The organism is Streptomyces sp. NPDC026589 (assembly GCF_040638385.1).
Taxonomy (GTDB): domain Bacteria; phylum Actinomycetota; class Actinomycetes; order Streptomycetales; family Streptomycetaceae; genus Streptomyces.
The window spans coordinates 653,547-677,750 of the sequence record NZ_JBEZYG010000001.1 but is presented as its reverse complement, the minus strand read 5'-3'; the positions used below and the strand labels follow the sequence as shown (position 1 = coordinate 677,750).

The following is a 24,204-nucleotide window of genomic DNA, read 5'->3' as shown; positions in this document are numbered from 1 at the left end:
ACGGCAGGACGGCCCGATGCGACCTCGCAGAGGGAGGCGCCGAGCTCCGGAGAACCCCAGCATGACACATATTGCATGTGAACTCAGTCCATGCATGAAATCTTCGCCGTCCGCTTTACACTGAGCGTATCCGTCGCGCAACGGGCCGGCGGATGCGGAAGCCCGACGGCGTCACGCCTTTGCGGCGTTGGCGCCCGCGGGACGCTTCACAGGCAAGGGGCGGGCATGAAGAAGGACGACGTGCTGGGCGGCCGGTACAAGCTGCTCGACCGTCTGGGCAGCGGCGGCATGGGCGTGGTCTGGCAGGCGCAGGACCTCCGCGACGACGGGCGGGCGGTGGCGGTCAAGTGCCTGCGCGCGGAGGGCGACCTCCTGGCCTCGTTGGACGACGACGACGCGCACGCCGAGCTGACCCGCATCCGCGGACGCTTCCGGCGTGAGGGGTCGCTGCTCGGGCAGTTGCGACACCGGAGCATCCCCGAGCTGTACGGCCAGGGAACCTTCGGCTCCGAGCCCTACCTCGTCATGCGCCTGGTCGACGGCATGGCACTGCACACCTTTCTGGACCGGTACACACCCACCGTCGAGGTCGCCGCGTCCATCGGAGTCCAGATCGCCGAGGCGCTCGCCCATGCCCACGATCTGCCGGTGGTGCACCGCGACCTCAAGCCGTACAACTTGATCATCGATCGGGGCGGCGTCGTCGTCCTCATCGACTTCGGGATCGCCAAGCCGCTCTGGCCCGGAGTCACGGACTACACGCAGAGCGGCTCCACCGTGGGAAGCAGAGGGTACGAAGCCCCGGAGCAGATCCTGGAGCGGCAGATCACGCCCAAGACCGACCTGTACGCGCTGGGCTGCGTTCTTTACCACCTGTTCACCGGACACCCGCCGTTCTCCGGGGACCGACTGAGGGACCAGCATGTGCACGATGTGCCGATCCCGCTGACCTGCCACATCGCACACATCCCGGCGGAGCTGGAAGCGCTGGTCCTGGGGCTGCTCGCGAAGGAGCCCCAGGACCGGCCTGCGAGCGCCCGCGCGGTCGCGGCGGTGCTGCGGCGGTTCGCGCCGCGCCCGGGAGATGTCGCACCTTCTCCCCGCCTGGAGCCGGATCCCACGCGTCCGTTGCGACTCCCGGACGAGTGCGCCCCGCCCGTCCCGGCCACGAAACCCACGCCCGTGACGACGACGAACAGGAGGCACCGAGGTTCCGGGTTCCTCAGTCGCAGGATGTTCGAGGAGCTCACGGCCAAGGCTGAGGCGGAGACCGATTCCGGTGAGCCCGCCGGCGCTGTGGACGGGCTGGCGGAGCTCCTGCCCACCGCCCGACGCAGCTGGGGCGCCTTCGACCCACGGGTCCGGGCGGCCCTGCGCGTGGCCGCGAACGGCATGCGCGTCGCAGGGCGTTGTAAGGAGGCGATCACACTCTACGAGGCTTTGGCCGTACGGCCGGAGGGCAGCGTGGATCCGGACGATCTGGCTGATCACCTGGAAGGCGTTCTCGGCGCGGCGGAGTGCCGCATCCCCTTCGGTGACCTGCTGCCCGCGGCGGCCGCACGGACCATGGTGCGTGAAGCGCTTCCGCGTGTCGGCGCCGCGCGCGCTCAACTGCTTGCTGAGCGGTGCCGTGAAGTCGACGCCGAGCTCGAGGAGCTGCGCTTCGGAGCGAAGGAGGGCAACCCGGCGTAGGCGACCTCACCGGTCCCGCGCCGATGATTCGGCGTGGTCGTCCCAGGGCCCGCCCCGGCCCGCGACACCGGCGTGGGCACCCGCCCCGCCCCGGTGTCGCGGGCCGGGCGGGGGATGCCCGAGTTTACCGGCCCGGCCGCCGCCGCAGCCTCCCCGCCGCGAGCCCGTCACCGAGGACCCGAACGAGATCCTCACCGACCGCCACGACCGATCGGAGGGCCTCCTCGAGCGCCAGAAGCTCCTTGAAGGCCAGCGCGTATGGCCCCTGTTCGGCGAGGGAGAGCTGGAGCACCTGCAGTTTGCGCACGTCGATACGGGCCGAACTCGAGGTGTGGGAACCGGCCTGCCGAGCGTTCGCTGGTGCCCGCAGACAGCCGGCGAGGAACCAGGGGTCGAGAAGTTCTGGGTCCGGGCGCAGGGCATGGAGCTGTGGCCCGAGTACCAGGGGGGTGTTTGTCTGCACCCATACGCGAAACGCCCGCTCGACACCCACCACGACGATGTCCCCAGGTTCCGCGACGGTGAGCGAGCCACTGACGGCACCCGCCTTCACCTCGTCCGCGGCCAGCCAACCGGCCGGCAGTCCGCCCATGATCAGGTCGGGAACCGTCATCACCGGCACCGCGCCGTCCGGCAGTGCGTCGCCGTGCAGTAGTTCACCAGTGGGCGTCTGCCCCTGCCGCGCCTTGAGCGCACGGGCGCGGTCCAGGTCCGAGACCGTGACGGTGGACGCGGCGTCCACGCCCCCCGAGAGGTCGATCTCCGCGAGATGGCGGGAATGCCCGCGTACCTCGTCGAGCAGCCCGTCCAAATGCCCCCAGACTTCCCCGAGTACGGCTTGGGCCTCCCTCGCCGTCTCCGGTACGTGACGGGCCGGGGTGAGGTCCGTCTCCTCGTCGAGCAGATCCATGACGGGGACGGTGACACACCGCTCGGGCGGCGGCTCCTCCGCTCCCGCCTCCAGGTCCCCGGACCACGCATGGGAGTGGACCGCCTCGAGCACGCGAGCGCTCAACCGTGGCCAGTCGATGTTCTGCGCGCCCTTCGCCGCCCCCTGTCGATCGACAGCGTCGAACAGGAACAGGCGATCGCCCGGCGCGGCCACGCCGTCGGCCGCCGGTGCCCGGAGGATCCACAACTGAAGTGAGACGCTGTGTGGTTGAGCGGCCCCGGCCGGCAGCGCGACGACCCCCCGCAGCACGCCCGTACGCAGCAGCGCCCCTCGGATGCGCCTGCCGGCACGCCGGGAAGCCACTGCCGGCGGAAGCAGGACCACGGCCACACCGCCGGGTGCGAGTCGCGCCAACGCGTGCTCGACCCAGGCGAGCTCGGGCTCGGTCCTTGGTGGGAGGCCGTAGAGCCAGCGGGGGTCGGTGGCCAGTTCCTCGTATCCCCAGTCGCGTGCGTTGAACGGTGGATTGCACAGGACGACGTCGGCCCTTGCGCCGGCCTGCGGGTCGGCGCGGAGTGAGTCCCCAGCCCTTGTCTCCGCGAGCGCCCCCGCACCGGCCATACCCGCGAAGCCCAGCCTGACCGCCGCCAGCGCGGCGAGCACCGGGTCGATGTCGGTCCCGAGGAGTGTGGGAGCCGGGGCACCGGTCCCCGTTCCCCGATCGCCCATGCGTTCGCCGGCGGCCAGGAGCAGTCCGCCGGCGCCGCACGCGGGGTCGAGGACGGTCACTCCTCCCAGCGCGCCTCCTGCCAGCCCTCCGGCCCTGACGGCCACAGCGACGTCCGCCATCAGCCGGGCGAGTGGCACCGGGGTGGTGCTGACCTGCCGGACATGGGCATCGAGCCAGCGCGACAGCAGGAAGTCGAAGGTCTCCCGGCCTCCTTCGTGGCGCGCGGCCTCGACCGTTTCGTCCACCACACGGGCGGCCGCTGACGTAAGGCCGGACTGCCCGGGCGCGACCCGACCCGCGGCTCCCAGCTCCTCCGTCGCGATGAGCCGTCCGCCGGCTTCGGCCAGTGCCGCGCCCATGACCGATCGATCGCCCAACGCCTCATAGTGTGGCCACAGCCGCTCGCGCAGTCCGATCCGGTCGATCTTCCCGTTGGCGTGGAGCCACCGTTCGATATCGACCAGGGAGAACTGAGGGCTGGCGTCCGTCCCGCCGACCGGTGGCGGGAAGGAGTTGTGGCGCCGCCGCCAGTTGCTCACCGCGGCTCGGCCGACTCCCGCGATACGTGCGATTTCCGCCAGAGTGACGGGCGCGTCGATGGGGTCTGACATGTGGTTCTCCGAAGGAGGGGGCGAGTTCCGGACAGGCCTGACACCAGCAGCCCTTACCGTAGCCCAGCCACCCCGCCCCCAGTCAATCGTTGACAGAGTTCACAGCGGGTTCCTCGATCGCGCCTCTTTGGCCGTGGTCGCCCTATACTGGCGGATCGGGAGGGGGATCGTGGAAAGCATCGGGCGCGGAGCCGTCCTCGGCGAGCGCTACCGCCTTGAGGAGCCGCTCGGCCGCGGCTCCATGGGTCAGGTCTGGCGCGGCCTCGACCAGCATCTGCAACGCCGCGTAGCGGTGAAGACCCTCGCCTCCGGCGTCTTCGATGATCCCGCCGACCGTGGGCGCCTCAAGCTCCGTTTCGAGCGAGAGGCGAAGGCCGCGGCGGCGCTCGACCACGCCAACGTCGCCACGGTGTACGACGCCGACATTACCAGTGAACTGTGCTGGCTGGTCATGCAGTTGATCGAAGGCGCCACCCTGGGCGTCATCCTCGGCGAACGACAGCGCCTCGACCCTGAAGCGGCCTCGTCGGTCACCGCCCAGATCTGTTCCGGCCTCTCCGCGGCCCACGCGGCCGGGCTGGTGCACCGTGACCTGAAGCCGGAGAACGTCATGGTCCGGCGCGACGGAGTGGTGAAGATCCTCGACTTCGGCCTCGTCAAACATATGACGCAACAGGGGGCTCGGCTCACCGCGAGCGGGGAGTCCCCGGGCAACTTCCGCTACGCCTCCCCGGAGCTGCTCAGCGGCTCCTCGGAGTTTGACGCGCGCAGTGACCTGTACAGCGTCGGCTGCCTTCTCCACCACCTTCTTTCCGGATCGCCGCCCTTCGGGGCGGAGCCCCCCGTCATCCAGCTGCGGAGCCGCCTGGCCGGCCCTCCGCCCTCCCTCGCCGCCCTTGGCGTCCAGGTCCGGCCCGGCCTCCAGGAACTGCTCACCGCACTCCTGGCCCCCGATCCGGCGGACCGCCCGGCCTCGGCGCGTGAGGTGTACGCCGGGCTCGGCCCCCACCTCCCCGTTTCCCGGTGCGGCGACGCGCGGGCGCTCGCCGCCTACGGCCCCGAGGACCCGTGTCGGCCGTTCGCGCTGCCACAGGGGCCACACCTCGGATGACGTCGTCGATGGGGTGGAAGAATGGCATGGGTCAGGATCGCGGGGGCGCGGAACGCTAGGACGGCGACCCGCGCCGCGAAACGAACACGCCGGGCGAAGGGATGCGCGTGACATGGGGTACACGGGGGGCGAGGGCATAGGCACGATGATCCTGGGGCGCTACGAACTGACCCGTCGGCTCGGCCGCGGCGGCATGGGCGAGGTGTGGTCCGCCCGTGACCACAGCCTCGACCGGCAGATCGCACTGAAGCTCATGCTGCCCGCCGGTCAGCAGAGCACTCCCGCGCTCCTGGAGGAACGCTTCCGCCGCGAAGCCCGCTACACCGCCCGCCTCCGGCACTCCGGCGTACCCGAGATCCACGACGTCGGCAAGCTCCCCGACGGCAGGCTGTACCTGGTCATGGAGCTGGTCGCGGGACACACCCTCACCGAGCTCCTCAAGGAGCACGGCAGCTGCCCCGTCGACCAGGCACTCTCCGTCGCCGGACAGATCGCCGCCGTGCTCGCGGACGCCCACCGCACCGGCCTCGTCCACCGCGACCTCAAGCCCGCCAACGTCATGCTCACCCCATCCGGCCAGGTCAAGGTCCTCGATTTCGGCATCGCTGCCGCCCTCGCTTCCTCCCCGCAGGAACCGCGCCTGACAGGAACCGGCGGCGTCGTCGGCACCCCCGGGTTCATCTCTCCCGAGCAAGTCCTCGGAAAGCCGGTCACTGACCGCAGTGACCTGTATGCACTGGGCTGCGTCCTGTACGAGATCCTCACAGGCCGCCCGCCGTTCGTCGCCGGCACCCCGGTGGCGGTCGCCTACCAGCATGTGTACGAAGTTCCGCGGCCCGTTGCCGAGTTGAGGCCGGAGCTCTCGGACGCTTTCGCGGACCTGGTCATGCGGCTGCTAGCCAAGGAGCCGGAGGCGCGTCCGTCGGCCGAGGAGATGGGCGCCGCCGTCGGGGCACTGGCCGCGGCGGCCGAGTCGTCCGCCCGCACCGCGACGGTCGAGCCGCCCCGGCAGGCCGCGCGGGCCGACTACGGCCCCTTCTCGGGCCCGGAAGAGATGCAGGACCGGGTGGCCGAGTGCCAGGAGCTCTTCTTCGCCCAGGACTACACCCGGGCGTACGAGGGCTACCGCGACCTTACCGAGAAGCTCTCGGTCACCCCGGTCGCGACGGACGAACTGCGACTGTCGTGCTGGTCGCTCCTCGCGCTCTGTCTGGCCAAGCTGGGGCGCACGGCCGAGGCGCTCAAGGAGTACGAGTCGCTGGTCCCCCTGAGGCTGGAAGCCTTCGGTCCGGCGGATGCGGCAACTCAGGAGGCGCGCTTCAAGTTCGCCTCGCTCCTCGGTCAGTGCGGCCGCTATGCCGAGGCGTACGAGGAGGCCAATCTTCTGCGCGTCGATATCCAGGCACATCGGCCCGACGATCCCCGGATCGCCGAGCTTGATGGCTTCATCGTCCGCCTGCACCAACTCCGTGCCGCAGCGCGGCACCGACGACAGAAGACCCCTTGAATCACTCCTTACGCCTCCTGGTCAGCCCTCCCGCCGACCCCTTACGCACGCTTTCGCCGCATTGCATAGAGTTGACGCCCTACGCCGAGGTCCCAGAGAAGGCCGCTCACCGATGACGCAGACCGTCCCGACGCCCCGCCGCACCGACGCCGTTCCCTCGGCCGGCGAGGCGCTCCCGCAGCCCGGAGCCCTCGTCGAGGTCCGTGGCCAGAGCTGGGCCGTCGTGAGCGTCGACCCGTCCCCGCCCACGTCCCCGTCCTCTGGTACCCGAACCCCTGCCACCTTGGTCCACCTCCAGTCCGTCGCCGACGGCCGCTTCGGCGACACCCTCTCGGTGATCTGGGAGGTCGAACCGGGCCGCCGCGTTCTGCCCGCCGGTTCCCTCCCCGACGCCTCCACCGGCCGCTTCGACCCGCCCTCCCGGCTCGCGGCCTTCCTCGACGCGGTCCGCTGGTCGGCGGTTGCCTCGGCCGACGCCAAGACCCTTCGGGCCCCTTTCCGTTCCGGCGTCGCCGTGGAGCCCTACCAGCTGGAGCCGGTCTCCCGCGCCGTCGGAGCCCCTCGTGTGAATCTCCTCCTCGCCGACGATGTCGGCCTCGGCAAGACCATCGAGGCCGGCCTCGTCCTCCAGGAGCTGATTTTGCGCGGCAGGGCCCGCCGCGTCATGGTGGTCTGCCCGGCCGGTCTGACCCTGAAGTGGCGTGACGAGATGACCGAGAAGTTCGGCCTGGACTTCACCATCGTCGACTCCCAGCACTGCGCCACTCTCCGCCGCACCCACGGCACGGCCGCCAACCCCTTTCGTGTCCACCCGCTGACCATCGTTTCGCTGCCCTGGCTGCGCCGCCCGAAGGCCCAGCGCCTCCTCAACGAGGTGCTGCCGCCCGACACGCCTGAGCAGGGCGCCGAAACCGGCCCAAACCACCGCTTCTTCGACCTGCTCGTCCTCGACGAGGCCCACCACGTGGCCCCGGCCGCCCCCAAGCAGGTGTATGCGGTCGACTCCCAGCAGACCAAGCTGATCCGCCGCCTCGCACCCCACTTCGAACACCGGCTCTTCCTCTCCGCCACCCCGCACAACGGCTACCCCGAGTCGTACACTGCTCTTCTCGAACTCATCGATAACCAGAAGTTCGTCCGCGGCGTCGAGCCGGACCGGGCGGCCCGCGACGAGACGGTCGTCCGCCGCCTCAAGTCCAAGGTCACCAAGCCCAACGGCGACCCCCAGTTCCGCACCCGCCGCACCAAGGAGCTGGAGGTCGAGTACACCGACCGCGAGCGGGAGATCCACACTCTCCTCGCTGGCTTCGCCGCTCTGCGCAAGCAGCGCATCACCTCCACCGCCCGCGGCGGTCGCCGCGCCGCCGACCTGGTCACGCTCCTCCTCAAGAAGAGGCTCTTCTCGTCCCCCGCCGCCTTCCAGCGCACCGTGAAGGTCTACCTGGGCCACCTGGAGGACGCCGCCGCCCGCCCGAGCGGCGGCGCCGCGCACGTCCCCGACTGGCTGGAGGACTACGCCGACCTGGCCGCCGAGCTCGACGACGAGGAACTGGCCGGCGCCGAGGACTCCGCCCTGACTCTTTCCACCCGCCTCACCCCCGACGAGGACGAGGGCGAGCTGACCCTGCTGCGCGATATGCAGCGCTGGGCCCTCACCCACGAGGCCACCGCCGACTCCAAGGCGGCACGCCTGATCTCGTACCTCAAGGCGGTCTGCCGTCCCGACGGCGCGCACTGGACCAACAACCGCGTAGTGGTCTTCACCGAATACCGCGACACGCAGAAGTGGCTCCTCGGCCTGCTGCGCCAGGAGCAGCTCACCGACGGCGGCCGGGTCGCGCTGCTGCATGGCGGCGTCGACAAGGACGAGCGCGAACGCATCCGCCTCGGCTTCCAGTCCGAACCCAGTACCGAGAACGACGCGTCCGCCGAGGGCCGGGTCCGCATCCTCATCGCCACCGACGCGGCAGGCGAGGGTATCGACCTCCAGCGCCACTGTCACCGGCTGATCAACTACGACATCCCCTTCAACCCCAACAAGCTCGAACAGCGCATTGGCCGCATCGACCGCTGGGGCCAGCGCGTGGACCCCGAGATCCACCACTTCGTCGGCGCCGGCTGGCAGCAGGCCAAGGCCGGCTCCTACGAGGCCGACCTGGAGTTCCTCTCCCGCGTCGCGAAGAAGGTCGCCCGCATGGAGGCTGACCTCGGCGAGGTCAACGCCGTCATCGCCGACGCCGTACAGCGCCGCATGGCCGGCGACACCACCCCCGTCGACCTGGACAACGCCACACCCCGCCCCGCCTCGGGCCGCCGCCCCGCCGGGAGGATCACCGACGAGCAGAACGTCACCGCCCAGGCCGTGAGGCTGAAGAAGCAGTACGACGACACCCGCGACGCCCTCGGTCTGACGCCCCGCAACATCCGCCGCGTCGTCGACACCGCGCTCGCCCTCGACCACCAGCCGCTCCTCGTCCCCACCGGCCACGAGGACTTCGAGGACGGCCTCTACGAGGTGCCGCAACTCACCGGCACCTGGGAGCGCGCCACCCGGGGCCTGCCGCACCCGCTGCGCACCGCCGAGCGCCGCCCGGTCACCTTCGACGCTTCCGTCGCCGCCGAGGGCCGCGACGACGTCGTCCTCGCCCACCTCAAGCACCCTCTTGTCGCCCTCTCCACCAGGCTGCTCACCGCAGCGGTCTGGAACGCCGGCCACATAGGCCTGCACCGCACGACCGCCGTCGTCAGCGACGACCCGGCACTGGAGACCACCCTGGTCAGCGCCTACGCCCGCTACGTCCTCACCGGCACCGACGGCACCCGGCTGCACGAGGAGATTCTCTACGCGGGCGGCTGGTTCGGCGACACCGGCCGCTTCCGCCGCTGGGAGTCGGTGAACACCCAGCGCGAGGTCCTCGCCCGCGCTCTCTCCCACGGCTCCGAGGCGGCCCCCCACCTCAAGCGGCGGCTCGCCGCCGACTTCGGCACCCTCCGCGACCCGCTGCGCCGGTCCCTGGACGCCCGCGCCGGAGAGCTCGGCAGAAGCCTGGAACGTCGCCTCGCCGACCGCCGTGCCGAGGAGGAACGCCGCATCAACGCCACCCTGGACCGTTTCGATGCCGGACTGCGAGCCAAGCTCGCCGAGGAGGGCGACGAGATCGGCGAGCAGATCGCGCTCTTCCAGGACCGCGAGGTCACCGAGGTGGAACGACGCCAGTACGCCGACGACAAGGAGCGCTGGGAGGCCCGCCTCCGGTCCCTCGAAGCGGAGCGCGCCCGCGAGCTGTCCGCTATCGCCGCGCGTTACCGTGACCCGTCCCCGCATCTCTTCCCCGTCGCCGTCGTCTTCGTTGTCCCCGCCAAGGAGGCCCGCAAGTGAGCCGCCGTCCCGCCTCACCCGCACCGGCCTCCGTATCCGCTAACGGTCGTACGTCCGGACACCCCGTCGACCGCGCCGCCCGCGGCCTGGCCGCCGCCCGTGCGAAGGCCCTCGACGGCACGGGCCAGCACCAGGAATGGCTGGACCTCACCGACGTCTCCGGCCCCTTCCTCACCCTCCCCGTACTCCTGAAGACCTGGCCCCAGCTCGATACCCCCGAGCGGGAGCGGTTCGACCGCCTCCGGGCGCACCACGCCGACTGGCGGACCGACCCCGGGGCGGGGCAGGGCGCCTGGATCGCACACCTCCTGCGCGACCTCCTCGAATGGGGCGACGCGCTGACCCTGCGGTCCGGCCCGTCCTGCGACGCGGACGAACCGCTCCTGGACCGCTTCACCCTCCACGTCCCCGAGCACGACACGACCCTGCGCGCCGACTTCTGCCTCACCGACCCCGGCACCGACCCGCTCACCGAGCCGGACACGGCGACCGCCGCCAAGCACGTACGGCTGCTCGGCATGGTCCTGCCCGCCGGTACCCCGCCCACCGTCCGCGACGGCGGCACGGGCGGTCTGGCCGGCGGTGGCGCCTGGGCGGCGACACCGGCCGACCGGCTCGCCCGGCTGTGCCGCCAACACGGCGTCCCGCTGGGCCTGGCCACCGACGGCCGCTGGTGGTGCCTGGTCTGGGCCCCGGTCGGCGGCGTCACCACCACCGCCGTCTTCGACTCCGTCACCTGGAACGAGGCCGCCGACCGTAATCTCGTACGCGCCTGGGTCTCGCTCCTGCGCCGCTCCCGCTTCTTCCAGTACGCCGAGTCCGAAACCCTGATCGGCCTGCTCCGCCAGAGCCTGGAAGCGGGGGAGGAAGTCACCAACGCGCTCGGCGTGCAGGTCCGCCAAGCCGTCGAGCTCCTCGTGGACGCCATCGGCCGAGCCGACGCCCGCGCCATGGAGCAGGGAGCGCCCGGCCTGCACGCCGACGGTGTACAGGCCGGGCAGGTCTACCGCGGCTCGGTTGCGGTCATGATGCGCGTCGTCTTCCTCCTCTTCGCCGAGGAGTGCGGCCTGCTCCCCGCCGACAACGAGGTCTACGCCCACTCCTACTCGGCCCGCTTCCTGCGCACCGAGCTCAAGGCCCGCGCTGACGCCGAGGGAGAGGGCTCCCTGGAGCACACCACGTCCGCCTGGCACCGGCTGATCGCCCTGTTCCACGCCGTGCACGGCGGCGTCGACCACCCCGAACTCTCCCTCCCCGCCTACGACGGCTCAATCTTCGACCCCGCCACCTACCCCTGGCTCGAATCCGACACCGACCCGCTGCCCATCGACGACCTCACCGTCCTGCACATGCTCCAGGCCGTCCAGGAGGTCCAGGTCGGCACGGGAAAGAGCCGCGAGACCCGCACGCTGAGCTTCCGGGCCCTGAGCGTCGAGCAGATCGGTTACGTCTACGAGGGCCTCCTGTCCTACGGCGGCGAGCGCGCCACCGAAGAGGTCGTCGGCCTCATCGGCCCGGTCGGCCGGGAACACGAGGTGCCGCTGCGCGACCTGGAGGCGATGGCCGAGCGGAGCCGCGGCGACGTGAAGAAGCTCGCCGGGCTGATCTGCGAGGCGTACAAGGAGCCGAAGCCCGGCATCGGCACGCCCGGCAAAATCGAGAAGCTGGTCGCCCCGCTGACCGGGGTCGAACGAGACGCCGCCGACCACAAGCTCTTCGCGGCCTGCAAGGACCGCGCCCTGACCGAACGCCTGCTGCCGTTCTTCCGCCTGCTGCGCCAGGACCTGCGCGGGCTGCCCCTGGTCATTCCGGCCGGCCGGCTGTACGTCACGGAGTCCGCGCTCCGCAAGAACACCGGCACCCACTACACGCCGCGCAAGCTCGCCGAGAACGTCGTGACGCACGCCCTGGAGCCCCTGGTCTACGAGGTGGGCCCGCTCCAGACCGCCGAGCGCAGCGAGTGGCGGCCCAAGCGCCCCTCCGAGATCCTGGAGCTGAAGGTCGCCGACATCGCGATGGGCTCGGCCGCCTTCCTGGTCGCCGCCTGCCGCTACCTCGCCGACCGCCTCATCGAGGCCTGGGAGCGCGACGAGGACCACGAACGCCACGAGGCCGCGATCCACTACCGGGCCGGCCGCCAGGTCGACGCGCGCACGGCCGTGGACGCGGAGTCCGACCCCGTCGTCATCGAGGCCCGCCGCCAGATCATCGAGCACTGCCTGTACGGGGTGGACATCAACCCGATGGCCGTCGAGATGGCCAAACTGTCGCTGTGGCTGGTCTCCATGGACCCCACCCGGCCGTTCACGTTCCTCGACGACCGCCTGATCGCGGGGGACTCGCTGCTCGGGGTGACCAGCGTGGAGCAGCTGAAGGCGGTCCATCTCGACGTGGCGAAGGGGGACTTGATCGCTTCGATGGCCGACGCGGATCAACGTGTCCAGGCTGTCGCCCGCGAACGCAGGGCCATCATAGAGATCGCTGGCGACGGCATCGACGCCCTCAGCAAGAAGCGGAAGCTGCTGGGCGAGGTCATGCGGCACACAGCCCGGCTGCGGCTGATCGGCGACCTGCTGTCGGGCGCGGCACTCGCCACGTGCGCCTCGGGGCGGACCGAGTGGTACGAGGGCGGTGAGCGGCTGCGGGACCTGTTCCCGACGGCGGCCGAGGTCGCGGCCAAGCTGGGGGAGGCGGGCGCGGGCGAGGAAAGCGGGCTCGGGGGATTTGTGGAGGCCGCGCGGGAGCAGGCGCTGGAGTGGCTGGCGAGCGAGCTGCCGGAGGGCGGGATCGAACGGGATCCGGTGCACTGGCCGTTGGTGTTCCCGGAGGTGTTCATGGACCGCGGCGGGTTCGACGCGGTGGTGGGGAACCCGCCGTTCCTGGGCGGTCAGAAGCTCACCGGCGCGATGGGGGAGGCGTACCGCGAGTACCTGGTGGACTACCTGGCGGGCGGGAAGCGGGGCAGCGCGGATCTGGTGGCGTACTTCGAGCTGCGGGCGCACGCGCTGTTGAACGGGGGCGGGCAGACGGGGCTGATCGCCACCAACACCCTGGCACAGGGGGACACCCGGGAGGTCGGGCTCGACCAGCTCGCGGCGCGGGGGATCGAGATCCGGCGCGCGATCAAGAGCAAGCCGTGGCCTTCGGCTTCGGCGGTGCTGGAGTACTGCGCGGTGTGGACGAGCCGGGGGGAGGTCACGGCGGACGCGGAGCGGGTGCTGGGGGACCTGGTGGTGCCGCTCGGGATCACTACGTCGCTCAACCCTGGTTCCCGTAAGGCTTTTTGGGCTGAGCCTCTACATGCAAACAACGAGCTTTCATACGTCGGTTCGTATGTCCATGGACTCGGGTTTACGCTTCCAAGAGCTGAAGCTCAGGCGTGGATTTCCGAAGACGAACGCTATCGAGATGTGCTTTTTCCATACATCAACGGGGAGGACCTGAATCAGAGCCCGACTCACAGTAGTGATCGATGGATTATCGATTTTCAGACCTGGCCGCTCGCTCAGGCTGAGCAATATCGCCGGGCGTACGAGAAGATCGTTCGGGATGTAAAGCCGGAACGTGCCATAAATGCGAACAAGAGTCGCCGGGAAATCTGGTGGCGCTTCACTCGTCCAGCCACAGAGATGCGCGAAGCCATCAGCTCACTCAAGAAGTGCATCGTCATCGCACGAGTGAGTAAGTCCGTCATGCCGACCATCATGCCCACAGGGCGAGTTTTCAGTGAGCAAGTAATCGTGTTCGCATCCGACGATGCCGACCTCCTCGGCCTCCTCAGTAGTTCGCCTCATTACTGGTGGACCATCGATCGAGCGTCGACCATGAAGGGGGACCTTCGTTACGCGCCATCGGACGTCTTTGAAACGCTTGTCCGGCCTGCACCATCAGGAAGCCTGCGCTCAGCGGGAACCAAGCTCTACACCTTCCGACGCGAACTTATGTTGCGCCGTAACATCGGTCTAACCGGTACCTACAACCTTCTCCACGACCGTGAATGCGACGACCCCGACATCATTGAACTTCGCGCCATCCACGAGGAGATCGACCGTGCCACCATCGCCGCCTACGGCTGGCACGACCTCCTCGACCCGACCGGCCAGACGCCCCCGGCCGACCCCACCCACCTCACCGTGCCGCTCGACCACGGATTCCACGAGACCGATCAGGGCACCCGCTACACCATCGGCCTGCTCGCCCGTACCGAGATCATCGACCGCCTCCGCCAGCTGAATCACCAGGCGTACGCGGACGAGGTCTTCCTCGGCAAGCACAAGAAGCCGAAGCAGCACCCGGACATGCCGCGTCCCTCCGCCAACGCTCGTGCTCAGCGCGCTGAGCGACCGGCCGCCGTCCAGGGCTTCAACGATGACGGCCTCTTCGCCCCTGACGGCGCTCTTTTCTGACCCGAGCGCACCATGGGTGTGCCATCCGCCGAGATCATCCAACGGAGGGCACGCCCAGGGAAACCGTCCGATTCAGACAGCCCGCGCACCTCGGCCACTTGCGAACGTCACGAACTCCGCCCACTCGACGGCCGTAACGCTCAGCACCCGCCCCGCTCACGCTTCGAGTCGCGGACATACGCTGCGCTGTCGGCCGACGCCACCTCCGCGCACGCGCCTCCTCCGCTGCTGCTGTAGCTGCTCTTGAACCACTTCAGGTCCGAAGTGCCACGCGGGGACTGACTGTCACCCATAGCTCTCCCATGATGCGTTCGATCAGTCGCGTAGGTTCCTCGACGTTGAGGGTTTGCGACCGCAGTGTCCCAAGCGCAGCCAGAGGTCACTGAACTTGTCGGGCTCTGAGACACCACCAGCCCGATGTCCTGCGACTCGACATAGGCCACCTGCTCTCGCTCAGCCGTCTCCAGGAGAACCATCGAACCGTCCAGGCCCGGATGCATCCCCAGAGCGGTAGGCACGATCTGAATCTGGATGTTGCACTCACGGCCTCGCTCCAGCAACAGCTGGAGCTGTTGCTTCTTGACGGCTGCTCCGCCCACCGGTCGATACAGCACCGCCTCCTCGATCAGGAAGGCCGCCACGACCGGAGGGTTCTGCCGATCAAGTAGTTTCTGCCTGTCCATCCGAGCCGAGAGGCTCTCTTCGAGCAGCTCTTTGCCCACTGGCGGGAAGTGCCCCTCGAGGACGGCCCGCGCGTACTCCTCGGACTGCAACAGCCCCGGCACCACATACCCGCCGTACCAGAAGAAGCTGAGCGCCTCCGCCTCAAGCGTCGCGTAGTCGCGGAAGAACATGGGCAGCCGCGCCAGGTCCACTTGCTCCTGCAACGCCGCCAACACCCGGCCGCCCCAGCAGGTCCTCCGCCTGCTCGGTGAGCGGCGCCTTCGCCGGCCGCCGGCCCTGCTCGATCGACGCGGTCTGCTCGTACGAGTACCGCACGGCATCGGCCAGGGCTTCCTGGCCCGAGTCTGCCTTCTCGCGGAACAGTTTCAGATGCTTGCCGTAGCCGATCCGGATCGCCGGTCGGTCGTCGTCAGGCTTCCGCCCAGCCCGTGGTTACGGCCCGCGCCCCGTACAAGCTAACCCCGAACCCGTACCCGCCGATTCGGTACGCCAGGATGACCCGGTCAGGCCATTTGCGTAATGAAGCGGTTATCCTATGGAGCCGCAAGCTTCCGTACCCGCCCCTTACTTCCTCCCGGCACTGCCCGGTTCGCGCGTGCACAGTTCAGTTCCACCTCGCGTGATGCTCGCCTTGCCCGCCTGCTGGTCGTCCAGCACCTCGCTGACCACGGCGTCCCGACGGTCGCACCCAGGGCCGCGACTTCGAGGCCGGCCTCTGCCTCTCCGTCGACGTGATGCGCGTCGCGGTCGCCGGCACCCGGCCCGGGCGCCGGCCGTGCATTGCTGTCGACGGGGCTCCCGGACGGCCTTCCCGGTGCGCGGCGTCCGGTCGCGGCCTCCTCCTGGTCGCCGTGACTGCCTACCGCAGGGGCTGGTGCATCCGCGACAGCTGCACCAAGACCGTCCGGACCGACGTGGCCCAGCGGTGGTAAGCGGAACAGTGGTCTTCGCTACTTGTGAACTGAGTCAATGATCCGCAATCCTGTTCCGGGGTCGATTGTCAGTGGCCCCGGATAGTCTCGTGATGTTGTCTCAGCCGTACGGAAAGGGCCGTGATCCACTCCATGCCCGCACAGTCCACGCCTCCTCCCGCCCCCACGGTCCCGCACCCGCTCACCGAGGTGCCGCACACCTTCCGTCCCGGCTACTCCTTTGACGTACGGGACGGGCTCGGCGCGTACATCCGTCGCGATCTGCTGGGCCCCTGGGACGGCGAGGCCGAGCAGCTGCCGCAGCACTCAGCCGGGCCGCGCGACCGCTATCTGGTAGGGATGCTCGGGCCCCGGCCCGGTGACGACACCAGGAAGCGGATCGCCAGGGACGCCGCGCAGCAGGGGGGCATGGAGCCGGGCGGGGACGGGGAAGGGGACGACGGCGAGCTGCCCGAGCGGCTGACCCCGCAGGCGGCGGGGCGGATCTGGGCCTCCTCGATGGGGATGTCCTTTGTCGTGCCCGCCTCTGTCGGCACGCTCACCCTGACCGCCTCCTGGGGGCGGTACGCACTGGCCCACGCCCGCGGCCAGAACGAGGACGAGAGCGAGGACGAGCACAGGCAGGCGCCCACCCGCCGCCGCACCGGTCGCGTGTGGGGGCGCGAACAGGTCACCCACACCCGTGACATCGACGTCACCCAGCCGGGGAACCACGCTGTTGATCCCCTCGAAGGCGAGCTCGACAACGGGATCGTCCTCGACGTGAAGGTGCGGGAAAGGGCCGGCGCCCCTGGGACAGAGGACCTGCGCGTAGTGGAGGTTTCCCTCGTCAACCTCCTCGAAGAGCTCACCGAACACCGGGACACCGCCTGGCTGTTCCAGGCCGGGCTCACCGCCACCGCCTTCTCCGACGACACCGTCGCCGTCTTCCTGCCCGTCGACGACCCGCTCACCGCGGGCCTCGGCGCGGGCGCGGCGGCCGAGGACGTCGAAGAGCGCCGTCTGCGGCTGCTCTACCGCGACAGCCTGCGGCACGCCGTGGGCCGCAACGTCGCCGTCCGGGCCTCGGTGCGGCGCGGCGAACGGCGCGCGTACCGCATCGAGACCACCTGGCTCCCCGAGTACGACGTACGGGACACCACCGCCCCCGACATCACCGCCGAGGACCGGCTCACCGGCCTCGAACTCTCCATGGACGCACTGGCCGCTCTCGCCGTCCCCCACCGCCGCGCCGAACTGACCGCCGCACTGGCCCCGCTCGCCGAGGGCTACCGCGGCTGGCTGGACGAGCAGCGGGCGACTGCCGCCTCGCTCCCCGAGGACCTGCGGCAGGCCGCGCTCACCGCGATCGGCCAGGCCGAGGACATCTGTCGGCGTATCGGCGCGGGCATCGATCGGCTCCGCTCCGACGGCACTCTCGGCGACACCGCCCTGGAGGCGTTCCGCTTCGCCAACCGCACCATGGCGCTTCAGCGCCGCAACACCGCCATCGCCGCCGAGCGGGCCCGCCTCGGCACCGAGGACGACCCCGCCTCGTACGCCGCTGTCCACACGGCCGTGTACGGCAAGGGGGCGGGGGGCGCGAGCTGGCGTCCCTTCCAGCTGGCCTTCGTCCTGCTCAACCTCGACTCGCTGACTGATCCCGCCCACCCGCACCGGGGCACGGGCCGGGACGCCCTCGTCGACCTGCTGTTCTTTCCGACCGGCGGCGGCAAGACGGAGGCGTATCTGGGTCTCGCGGCCTACACCTTCGCGCTGCGCCGCCTCCAGGGTGTACTCGGTTCCGGCGCCGGGGCGTACAGCGGCGAGGCGGGCGTCGGCGTGCTGATGCGCTACACGCTGCGGCTGCTGACCGCCCAGCAGTTCCAGCGCGCGGCGGCCCTGGTGTGCGCGGCCGAGAAGCTGCGCCGCGAGGAGTACGGGAAGGTGTGCTGCGAGCGGGCCGAGTGCGCGGCGCGCGGGGCGTGCGAGCACCCCAAGCGGTGGGGGAAGACGCCGTTCCGGATCGGACTCTGGGTGGGGACTTCGGTCTCGCCGAACTGGTACAGCGAGGCGCGCGAGCAGATCGCGGGCTCCAGGGAGAGCGCCAGCGACAAACACGCGCGGGTGATCCAGGTCCTCAGCTGCCCGTGGTGCGGGCAGGGCCTCAAGGCACACCGGGACATGCGGGAGGACGACGACCGCCGCCGCGTACTGCTCTACTGCCCGCGCGGGGAGGGCGCGGAGGACACCCGCTGCCCGTTCTCCCGGCTGAGCTCCCCGTACGAGGGCATCCCCGTCCTCACCGTGGACGAGGAGATCTATCGCCTCGCCCCGGCCATGGTCATCGCCACCGTCGACAAGCTCGCCCAGCTTCCCTGGAACGGCTACTCCGGGCTGCTCTTCGGCCGGGTCACCACTTGGTGCGAGCGCCACGGCTATCGCCACGACGACCTCGACGAACAGACCGGCTGCCGCAGCCGCCACACCACCCGCGGCGACCTGCGCGCCACTACGGCCCGGCCGGTCACCCGGCTCCGGCCACCGGACCTGATCATCCAGGACGAGCTGCACCTGATCTCCGGGGCGCTCGGCACCACCGTCGGACTCTTCGAGGCCGCCGTCGACCAGCTGTGCACCTGGAGCCACACCACCCCCGACGGACGGCGCGTCGAGACCGGCCCGAAGATCGTCGCTTCGACAGCCACCACTAAACGCGCCGCCGACCAGGTGCGCGGCGTCTTCGGACGGCAGGTCGCCGTCTTCCCGCCGCAAGTGGTGGACGTCGGTGACACGTTCTTCTCCCGGCAGGTCGAGCTGAGCCGCGAGCACCCAGGCCGCCGCTACCTCGGCATCTGCGCCCACGGCACCCGCCTCAAGGCCGCCGAGATCCGCGTCGCCGAGATCCTGTTGCTCGGCGCCCAGCAGCTCTTCGATGACCATGGCACCCCGGCCGACCCGTACATGACCCTCGTCGGCTACTTCAACGCCACCCGCGAACTGGCCGGCATGCGCCGCTATCTGGACGACGACATCACCACCCGGGTGCGCAGGAACGGCAGCCGCAAGGGCCACGACACGATCGCCGACCGCATCGTCACCCGCTCCGGAATGCTGGAGATCCAGGAGCTGACCTCCCGTATCTCCTCCGCCGAGATCGGCGCCACCCTCAAACGGCTCGAGTCCGGTTTCGACCCGGACTTCGAAACGTCCGCACGGCGTCGCGCCCTCATCGCCGAGGCCGTCGAAGCCGGGACCAGCAAGCGCGACCCGCGAGCGCTGCCCACGCCCCCGCACAAGCGGGCGGTGGACGTCGTGCTCGCCACCTCCATGCTCCAGGTCGGCGTGGACGTCTCCCGGTTCGGGCTGATGCTGGTGGTCGGCCAGCCCAAGAACACCGCCGAGTACATCCAGGCGTCCTCCCGCGTCGGCCGTGACACCGAACGTCCGGGACTCGTCGTCACCCTCTACAACTGGTCACGCCCTCGAGACCTGGCCCACTTCGAGGACTTCGGGCACTACCACGCCACCTTCTACCGCCAGGTCGAGGCTCTTTCGGTGACCCCGTTCACCCGCCGCGCCCTCGACCGGGGCACCGCCCCCACCTACATCGCGGCGCTGCGGCAGGCCGCCTACGAACACTCCCGTAACGGCGACGCCGCCACTCTCGATCTTGACGGCGAGATCGCCGCACGGGTCGAGCAGCGGCTCCTCGAACGCGCGGACCGGGTCGGCGGCGAGCGGGCCCGGGAATATCTCGCCGACCGGATCGCCGCCCTCAAGGACGAGTGGCGGAACCGGCGTTCGGCCGGCGGCGCACTCGGCTACCGCAAGGAGAAGAAGAAGGACGCACGCTTCACCCCTCTCCTGCGGCGCGCCGACGGGGCACGCTGGGACGTCCTGACGGTACCGATGTCCATGCGGGAGACGGAGAACGAACTCAACCTCCTGCTCCCCGGGGGCGGTAACGGCGGGATCTTCATGGAACAGCCCTCGCACGGCGGCCCCGGATGGCACTTCGGGGCGAGTGGGCGATCCGGCGGCGACATTGATGACGGCGGCGGCGATCAGGCGGACAGCCCGGTCGGCAGCGACGAGTACGGACGGCAGCCGGACACCGGCACCACGGCGCGAGGCAAGCGCAACGGAAACGGACGGGGAAATCGATGAGCGGCGGCTACTTCCGGAAGGTCGGCTCGGCCCGGCCCAGTCACCTGATGTTCACGGCTGGGGTGGGAGCACTCATCGACCTGCCGAACTTCTCCGTCCTGGTCAAGGGGCTCGACTCCTGGAGCCACACCGGGCTCGCCGACTACGTCATCGACGAGCCCCGGCTGCGCGCCGCCGTCAACCGCTCCCTCCAGCTCTACGGCGAGAACCAGATCACCGAACTGCGTTCCGCGCCCTGGCTCGAAGGCGGTGACAACGACCCCAAGGGCCTGGCCGCCCAAGGCGTCGGCGTGCCGGTGAGCCCTTTCCCGCAGTGGATGCGCTGCACCGCCTGCAACGAACTGGCGCCCATCGACACGGAGGCGTTCACCTTCGTCAACAACAACCCGCGCTCCCCGCACGAGGCGAAGTTCGTCCACGACTGCCGAACCAAGGGCAAGAAGCCGCTGGCCGTGGCCGCCCGCTTCACCCTGGTCTGCACGGCGGGTCACCTCGACGAATTCCCCTACATCCCGTTCGTCCACCACGGCAGCGAGTGCACCAAGGCGCCGCGCCCCCGGCTGCGCATGAGGGATCATGGCGGCAACCAAGCCGCCAACGTCACCATCGAATGCCTCGCCTGCGGCGCCCCGCGCAACATCCGCGACGCCATGGGCGAACGAGGCCGCGGTAACCTCCCCGCTTGCCGCGGCCGCCACCCCCACCTGGGCACTTTCGAGCGCGATGGCTGCGGCGAGGAGGCTACCCTCATGGTCGCCGGCGCCTCCAACCAGTGGTTCCCCATCACCCTCAGCACCCTCGCCCTCCCGCCGGGCGACACCGAACGCGTCGCCGAACTCGTCGAGGAGCGCTGGCCCGAACTGCGGGGCATCACCTCCACCGTGGTGTATGACGCGCTCGCCGCGACCCCGGCCTACGGCTATCTCAAGGACTACGCCCCGGCCGAGGTCATTGCCGCGGTCGAGGCCCGCCACCGCCTGCTCGACCACGACGACTCCACCTCCGAGCAGCCCGCCGCCGCAGTCGTAGCCGACCTTCTCGGACCGGAGTGGGCAGTCCTCGCTGCCCCGCAACTCCCCACTCCAACAGATGACTTCGCACTCGCGTCCGTCCCCGTCCCCAGCGCCCTCGGCGGATTCCTCTCCGACCTGCGCCAGGTCGAACGGCTCCGGGAGGCCCGCGCCTTGACGGGGTTCACCCGCCTCGACGCCCCCGATCCGGAATCCCCCGAGATCGCCACGCCCGTCCGGCTCGCACGCGCCGCACAGCACTGGGTGCCCGCCAGCGAGGTACGCGGCGAAGGCATCTTCCTGCGCGTCCGCGAGGATTTGATGGCGAACTGGGAGGAGCGGATCGCCAAGTCTGCGGCCATGAACGCGCACCGCGAGGCGTACAAACGCTTTCGCGGGAACCGCAAGTCCGACCGCATCACCAGCGAGTTCGACTACATGTACGGCTGGCCGGGCGAGCGCTATATTGCCCTCCACACCCTCTCCCACCTGCTGATCCGCACCATCGCCCTGGAGTGCGGCTACAACTCCGCCTCCCTCGGCGAACGTATCTACGCCGGCGACGCGGACGACCCGCGCACCGGCATCCTCATCTACACCGCCGTCCCCGACTCCGAGGGCACCCTCGGGGGCCTGGTCTCCCTCGCCGAACCGGACCCCTTCCAGCGCATCGTGCGTCGCGCGCTCACCGATGCCTCGCACTGCTCCTCCGACCCGCTGTGCGCTGAACGACTTCCCCAGCACCCGGCGGACTTCCTGCACGGAGCCGCCTGCCACGTCTGCCTGTTCGTCTCCGAGACGACCTGCGAACGCGGCAACCGCTTCCTGGACCGGCGCTTCCTCGTTCCCCTCGGCGACTCGACGGGGGAAGGAATCGACCACGTACTGACACCGGTGGAGCTTCGGACATGAGCCGGCGCGCGTTCGAGGCCGCGGCCCACGCCCTCGCCGACACCCTCGGCCCGTCCCGCACCAAGGACGTGGCCGGGGCCCTCGCCCGGGGCCGGGGCCTTGAACACGCCCTGACCCGCGTCCAGGGCGCCGGTTCCGGCGAACTGGTCACGACCCTCTACCGCGCGGCGGACCGGGCCGCCCTGCCGTACGCGGAAGCCGCCGCGTACCTCCGCGGATACATAGCGGGCTGGACCCGGCGACGCGACGAGATTGACGTCCGCACGGTCTGGAGCGGCCCGGCCACCCCCGGTGTCCCGGTCCGCTCGACCGCCCAGGTCCTGGTCGAAGTGGTCACCTCCGCACGCACCGAACTCCTCGCCATGACCTATTCCGCCCGCCACTACCCACCACTGACCGCCGCGCTCACCGCCGCCGTGGCACGCGGAGTCGACGTCCATATCGTGGTGGAGACGCGCCAGGGCGCCGGCGGACTCCTGAGCGGCCCGGAACCCGCAGAGGCCTTCACTGGCACCACGGGCCTGCGCCTGTGGCACTGGGATCCGGCTGTCCGGGAGTCGCCCCACGCCCGCCAACACGCCAAACTCGCCGTCGCCGACCGCCACACCTTGTTCCTCGGAAGCGCGAACCTCACCCAGTCCGGCGTCCACATGAACCTCGAAGCCGGAGTCCTGATCCGCGGCGGTTCCGTCCCTCGGCGGGCCGCCGACCACATCCGCGAACTCCAGCGCCGTCAGGTACTGAAACCGCTGTCACCGGCCACGACCCCGGCGTGACGGCGGTGTAGGGCCCTGCGGGAGGGGCGGGGTGATTTGGGTGAAGCGGATCCAGGTGTCGCCGGGCCGCTCCTAGCATGGGCGGTATGTCTGCCAAGCGCCGCCGTACGTCGGTCACGTCCTCTCCCGCTGCTCCGCCCCCGTTTTCCGGCCCGCGTTCAGCTCCCGGCCCATCCTCGTCCGCTGCAAAGGTGCGGGAGTTGGAGGTGCTCGCCGGACGGTATCCGCAGGAGCGGGAGGAGATCCTGACGGAGGCCGCCGAGGTGTGGGCGCGGGCCGGTGAGGTGGAGCAGGCGCTCGCGTTGTACGACCGCTTGCCGGCGGGTCCGTTGGACGATCCGCAGATGGTGGTCGCGTACCGGATCGGGACCCTGTGCGATGCCGGGCGGATGACGGACGCACGGGAAGCGGCGGAAGGCCTGCGGGCCACGCACCCGCGCGACGGCGACGTGTGGCACTACGTCGGGGAGAGCTTCGAGGCGGGGAGCGATCCCGAGCCGGCCGCCGAGTGGTTCACCGCGGGTTTCGCGCACCTGGTCGGGGCCGGTCCGCTGGACGCGGACGCCGTGGACCGCGGGACTTCCGGTCTGGACACGCTGTTGATGTCCCGGCACCGGGTACGCCGACGCCTTGGTCGGCCGCACGACGACTGGGACGAGGCCGCCGACCAGGCGCACGCGCGGCACGCCCCGCTGTTCGGAGGCACGAAGAGCCTGGACGAACTGCACGCCCCTGCCCCCGTGTTGCCCGCGCGGGCGGAGCTGGAAGCGCTGCGCGCACAGAGCGCGGCACTCGCGGAGGAGCACGACAGGCTGGCGGAGGAGATCGCGCAGCGTCGTGCGACGCGGCTGCGACCGAGCATGCTGTGCGCGCTGTACTGGCCCCAGGGTGAGTTCGATGCCCTGCTGCAGCGCAGGCCGGACCTCCAGGAGTACTACGGGGACGATCATGCCGATCATCTGCGGCAGGTGGAGTCGCTGCTGCGTTCGTACTCCGAGGAGGGCGAGCCCCACCTCGGTACGGCCCCGGGCCGGGTGGCGGACCGCATCGAGTGTGCCCGCACCGAGGCTGAGGACCTGGCGGAGTCGTCCACCCGCGCCGGATACGCCGCCGATCTCGCCGCGCGAGGTCTGGGGCAGTCGTGGCCCCCGCCCCGGAACGGTCCCTGCTGGTGCGGGGACGGCCGCAAGTACAAGAAGTGCCACGGCAGCCCGGCGGGGGCTCTGTGACATCCGGCGGGCGAGGCGTTTCCCGGGGCGTCCGGCCCGGGCGGGGCAGCACGGACGATCGATTCGCCTTCCCGGCCGTCCCCCTCGTATCAGCTGCCGCCGCCCCTTCCTGCCCTTTCGTACTCTTTGCTTCCACGCGACCGATCCGGCGCGAGTACGTCGTCGGAATGCCGGCAGCCCCACC

Annotated in this window: 12 protein-coding genes; 9 read left to right on the top strand and 3 right to left on the bottom strand. The window is 70.3% G+C overall.

Annotation, left to right across the window (positions count from 1 at the left end):
- Positions 1 to 225: 225 nt before the first annotated feature.
- Positions 226 to 1,692, top strand: coding sequence for a serine/threonine-protein kinase (locus tag AB0F29_RS02815; protein WP_361866957.1), 1,467 nt, complete (start codon positions 226 to 228; stop codon positions 1,690 to 1,692).
- A 124-nt stretch (positions 1,693 to 1,816) separates the two neighbouring features.
- Here AB0F29_RS02815 and AB0F29_RS02810 read toward each other — a convergent pair whose 3' ends face one another.
- Entirely contained in the window at positions 1,817 to 3,925 is a 2,109-nt protein-coding gene (locus tag AB0F29_RS02810; protein WP_361866955.1) for an N-6 DNA methylase, read from the bottom strand.
- A gap of 169 nt (positions 3,926 to 4,094) precedes the next feature.
- Here AB0F29_RS02810 and AB0F29_RS02805 point away from each other — a divergent pair, with 169 nt between their 5' ends.
- From AB0F29_RS02805 to AB0F29_RS02790, 4 genes are all read left to right on the top strand, one after another.
- Positions 4,095 to 5,036, top strand: a complete 942-nt coding sequence (locus AB0F29_RS02805) for a serine/threonine-protein kinase (RefSeq protein WP_361866954.1) — start codon at positions 4,095 to 4,097, stop codon at positions 5,034 to 5,036.
- A 112-nt stretch (positions 5,037 to 5,148) separates the two neighbouring features.
- Entirely contained in the window at positions 5,149 to 6,543 is a 1,395-nt protein-coding gene (locus tag AB0F29_RS02800) for a serine/threonine-protein kinase (RefSeq protein WP_361866952.1), read from the top strand.
- A 112-nt stretch (positions 6,544 to 6,655) separates the two neighbouring features.
- Positions 6,656 to 9,922 carry a DISARM system SNF2-like helicase DrmD gene (gene drmD / locus AB0F29_RS02795; protein WP_361866951.1) on the top strand — a complete coding sequence of 1,089 codons (3,267 nt, stop codon included), beginning with the start codon at positions 6,656 to 6,658 and terminating at the stop codon, positions 9,920 to 9,922.
- Positions 9,919 to 14,328 (top strand): type IIL restriction-modification enzyme MmeI, encoded by a 4,410-nt coding sequence (locus tag AB0F29_RS02790; RefSeq protein WP_361866950.1) that lies wholly within the window; start codon positions 9,919 to 9,921, stop codon positions 14,326 to 14,328. The genes drmD and AB0F29_RS02790 overlap by 4 nt, the downstream gene beginning before the upstream one ends.
- 140 nt (positions 14,329 to 14,468) lie before the next feature.
- Here the strand turns inward: AB0F29_RS02790 and AB0F29_RS02785 are convergent, their stop codons facing one another.
- Both AB0F29_RS02785 and AB0F29_RS02780 read right to left on the bottom strand, forming a co-directional pair.
- Positions 14,469 to 15,203, bottom strand: a complete 735-nt coding sequence (locus AB0F29_RS02785) for a DUF5753 domain-containing protein (protein ID WP_361866949.1) — start codon at positions 15,201 to 15,203, stop codon at positions 14,469 to 14,471.
- Positions 15,154 to 15,339, bottom strand: coding sequence for a hypothetical protein (locus tag AB0F29_RS02780; protein WP_361867031.1), 186 nt, complete (start codon positions 15,337 to 15,339; stop codon positions 15,154 to 15,156). The genes AB0F29_RS02785 and AB0F29_RS02780 overlap by 50 nt, the downstream gene beginning before the upstream one ends.
- 725 nt (positions 15,340 to 16,064) lie before the next feature.
- Between AB0F29_RS02780 and drmA the strand changes: the two genes are divergently transcribed.
- From drmA to AB0F29_RS02760, 4 genes are all read left to right on the top strand, one after another.
- A complete protein-coding gene (gene drmA, locus AB0F29_RS02775) occupies positions 16,065 to 20,093 on the top strand; it encodes a DISARM system helicase DrmA (protein ID WP_361866947.1) in 4,029 nt (1,342 codons plus the stop codon).
- Positions 20,090 to 22,015 carry a DUF1998 domain-containing protein gene (locus AB0F29_RS02770; RefSeq protein ID WP_361866945.1) on the top strand — a complete coding sequence of 642 codons (1,926 nt, stop codon included), beginning with the start codon at positions 20,090 to 20,092 and terminating at the stop codon, positions 22,013 to 22,015. Before drmA ends, AB0F29_RS02770 begins: the two co-directional genes overlap by 4 nt.
- Positions 22,012 to 22,791, top strand: a complete 780-nt coding sequence (drmC, locus tag AB0F29_RS02765) for a DISARM system phospholipase D-like protein DrmC (RefSeq protein ID WP_361866943.1) — start codon at positions 22,012 to 22,014, stop codon at positions 22,789 to 22,791. Before AB0F29_RS02770 ends, drmC begins: the two co-directional genes overlap by 4 nt.
- Positions 22,792 to 22,982: 191 nt before the next feature.
- A complete protein-coding gene (locus AB0F29_RS02760) occupies positions 22,983 to 24,020 on the top strand; it encodes an SEC-C domain-containing protein (RefSeq protein WP_361866942.1) in 1,038 nt (345 codons plus the stop codon).
- Positions 24,021 to 24,204 lie beyond the last annotated feature (184 nt).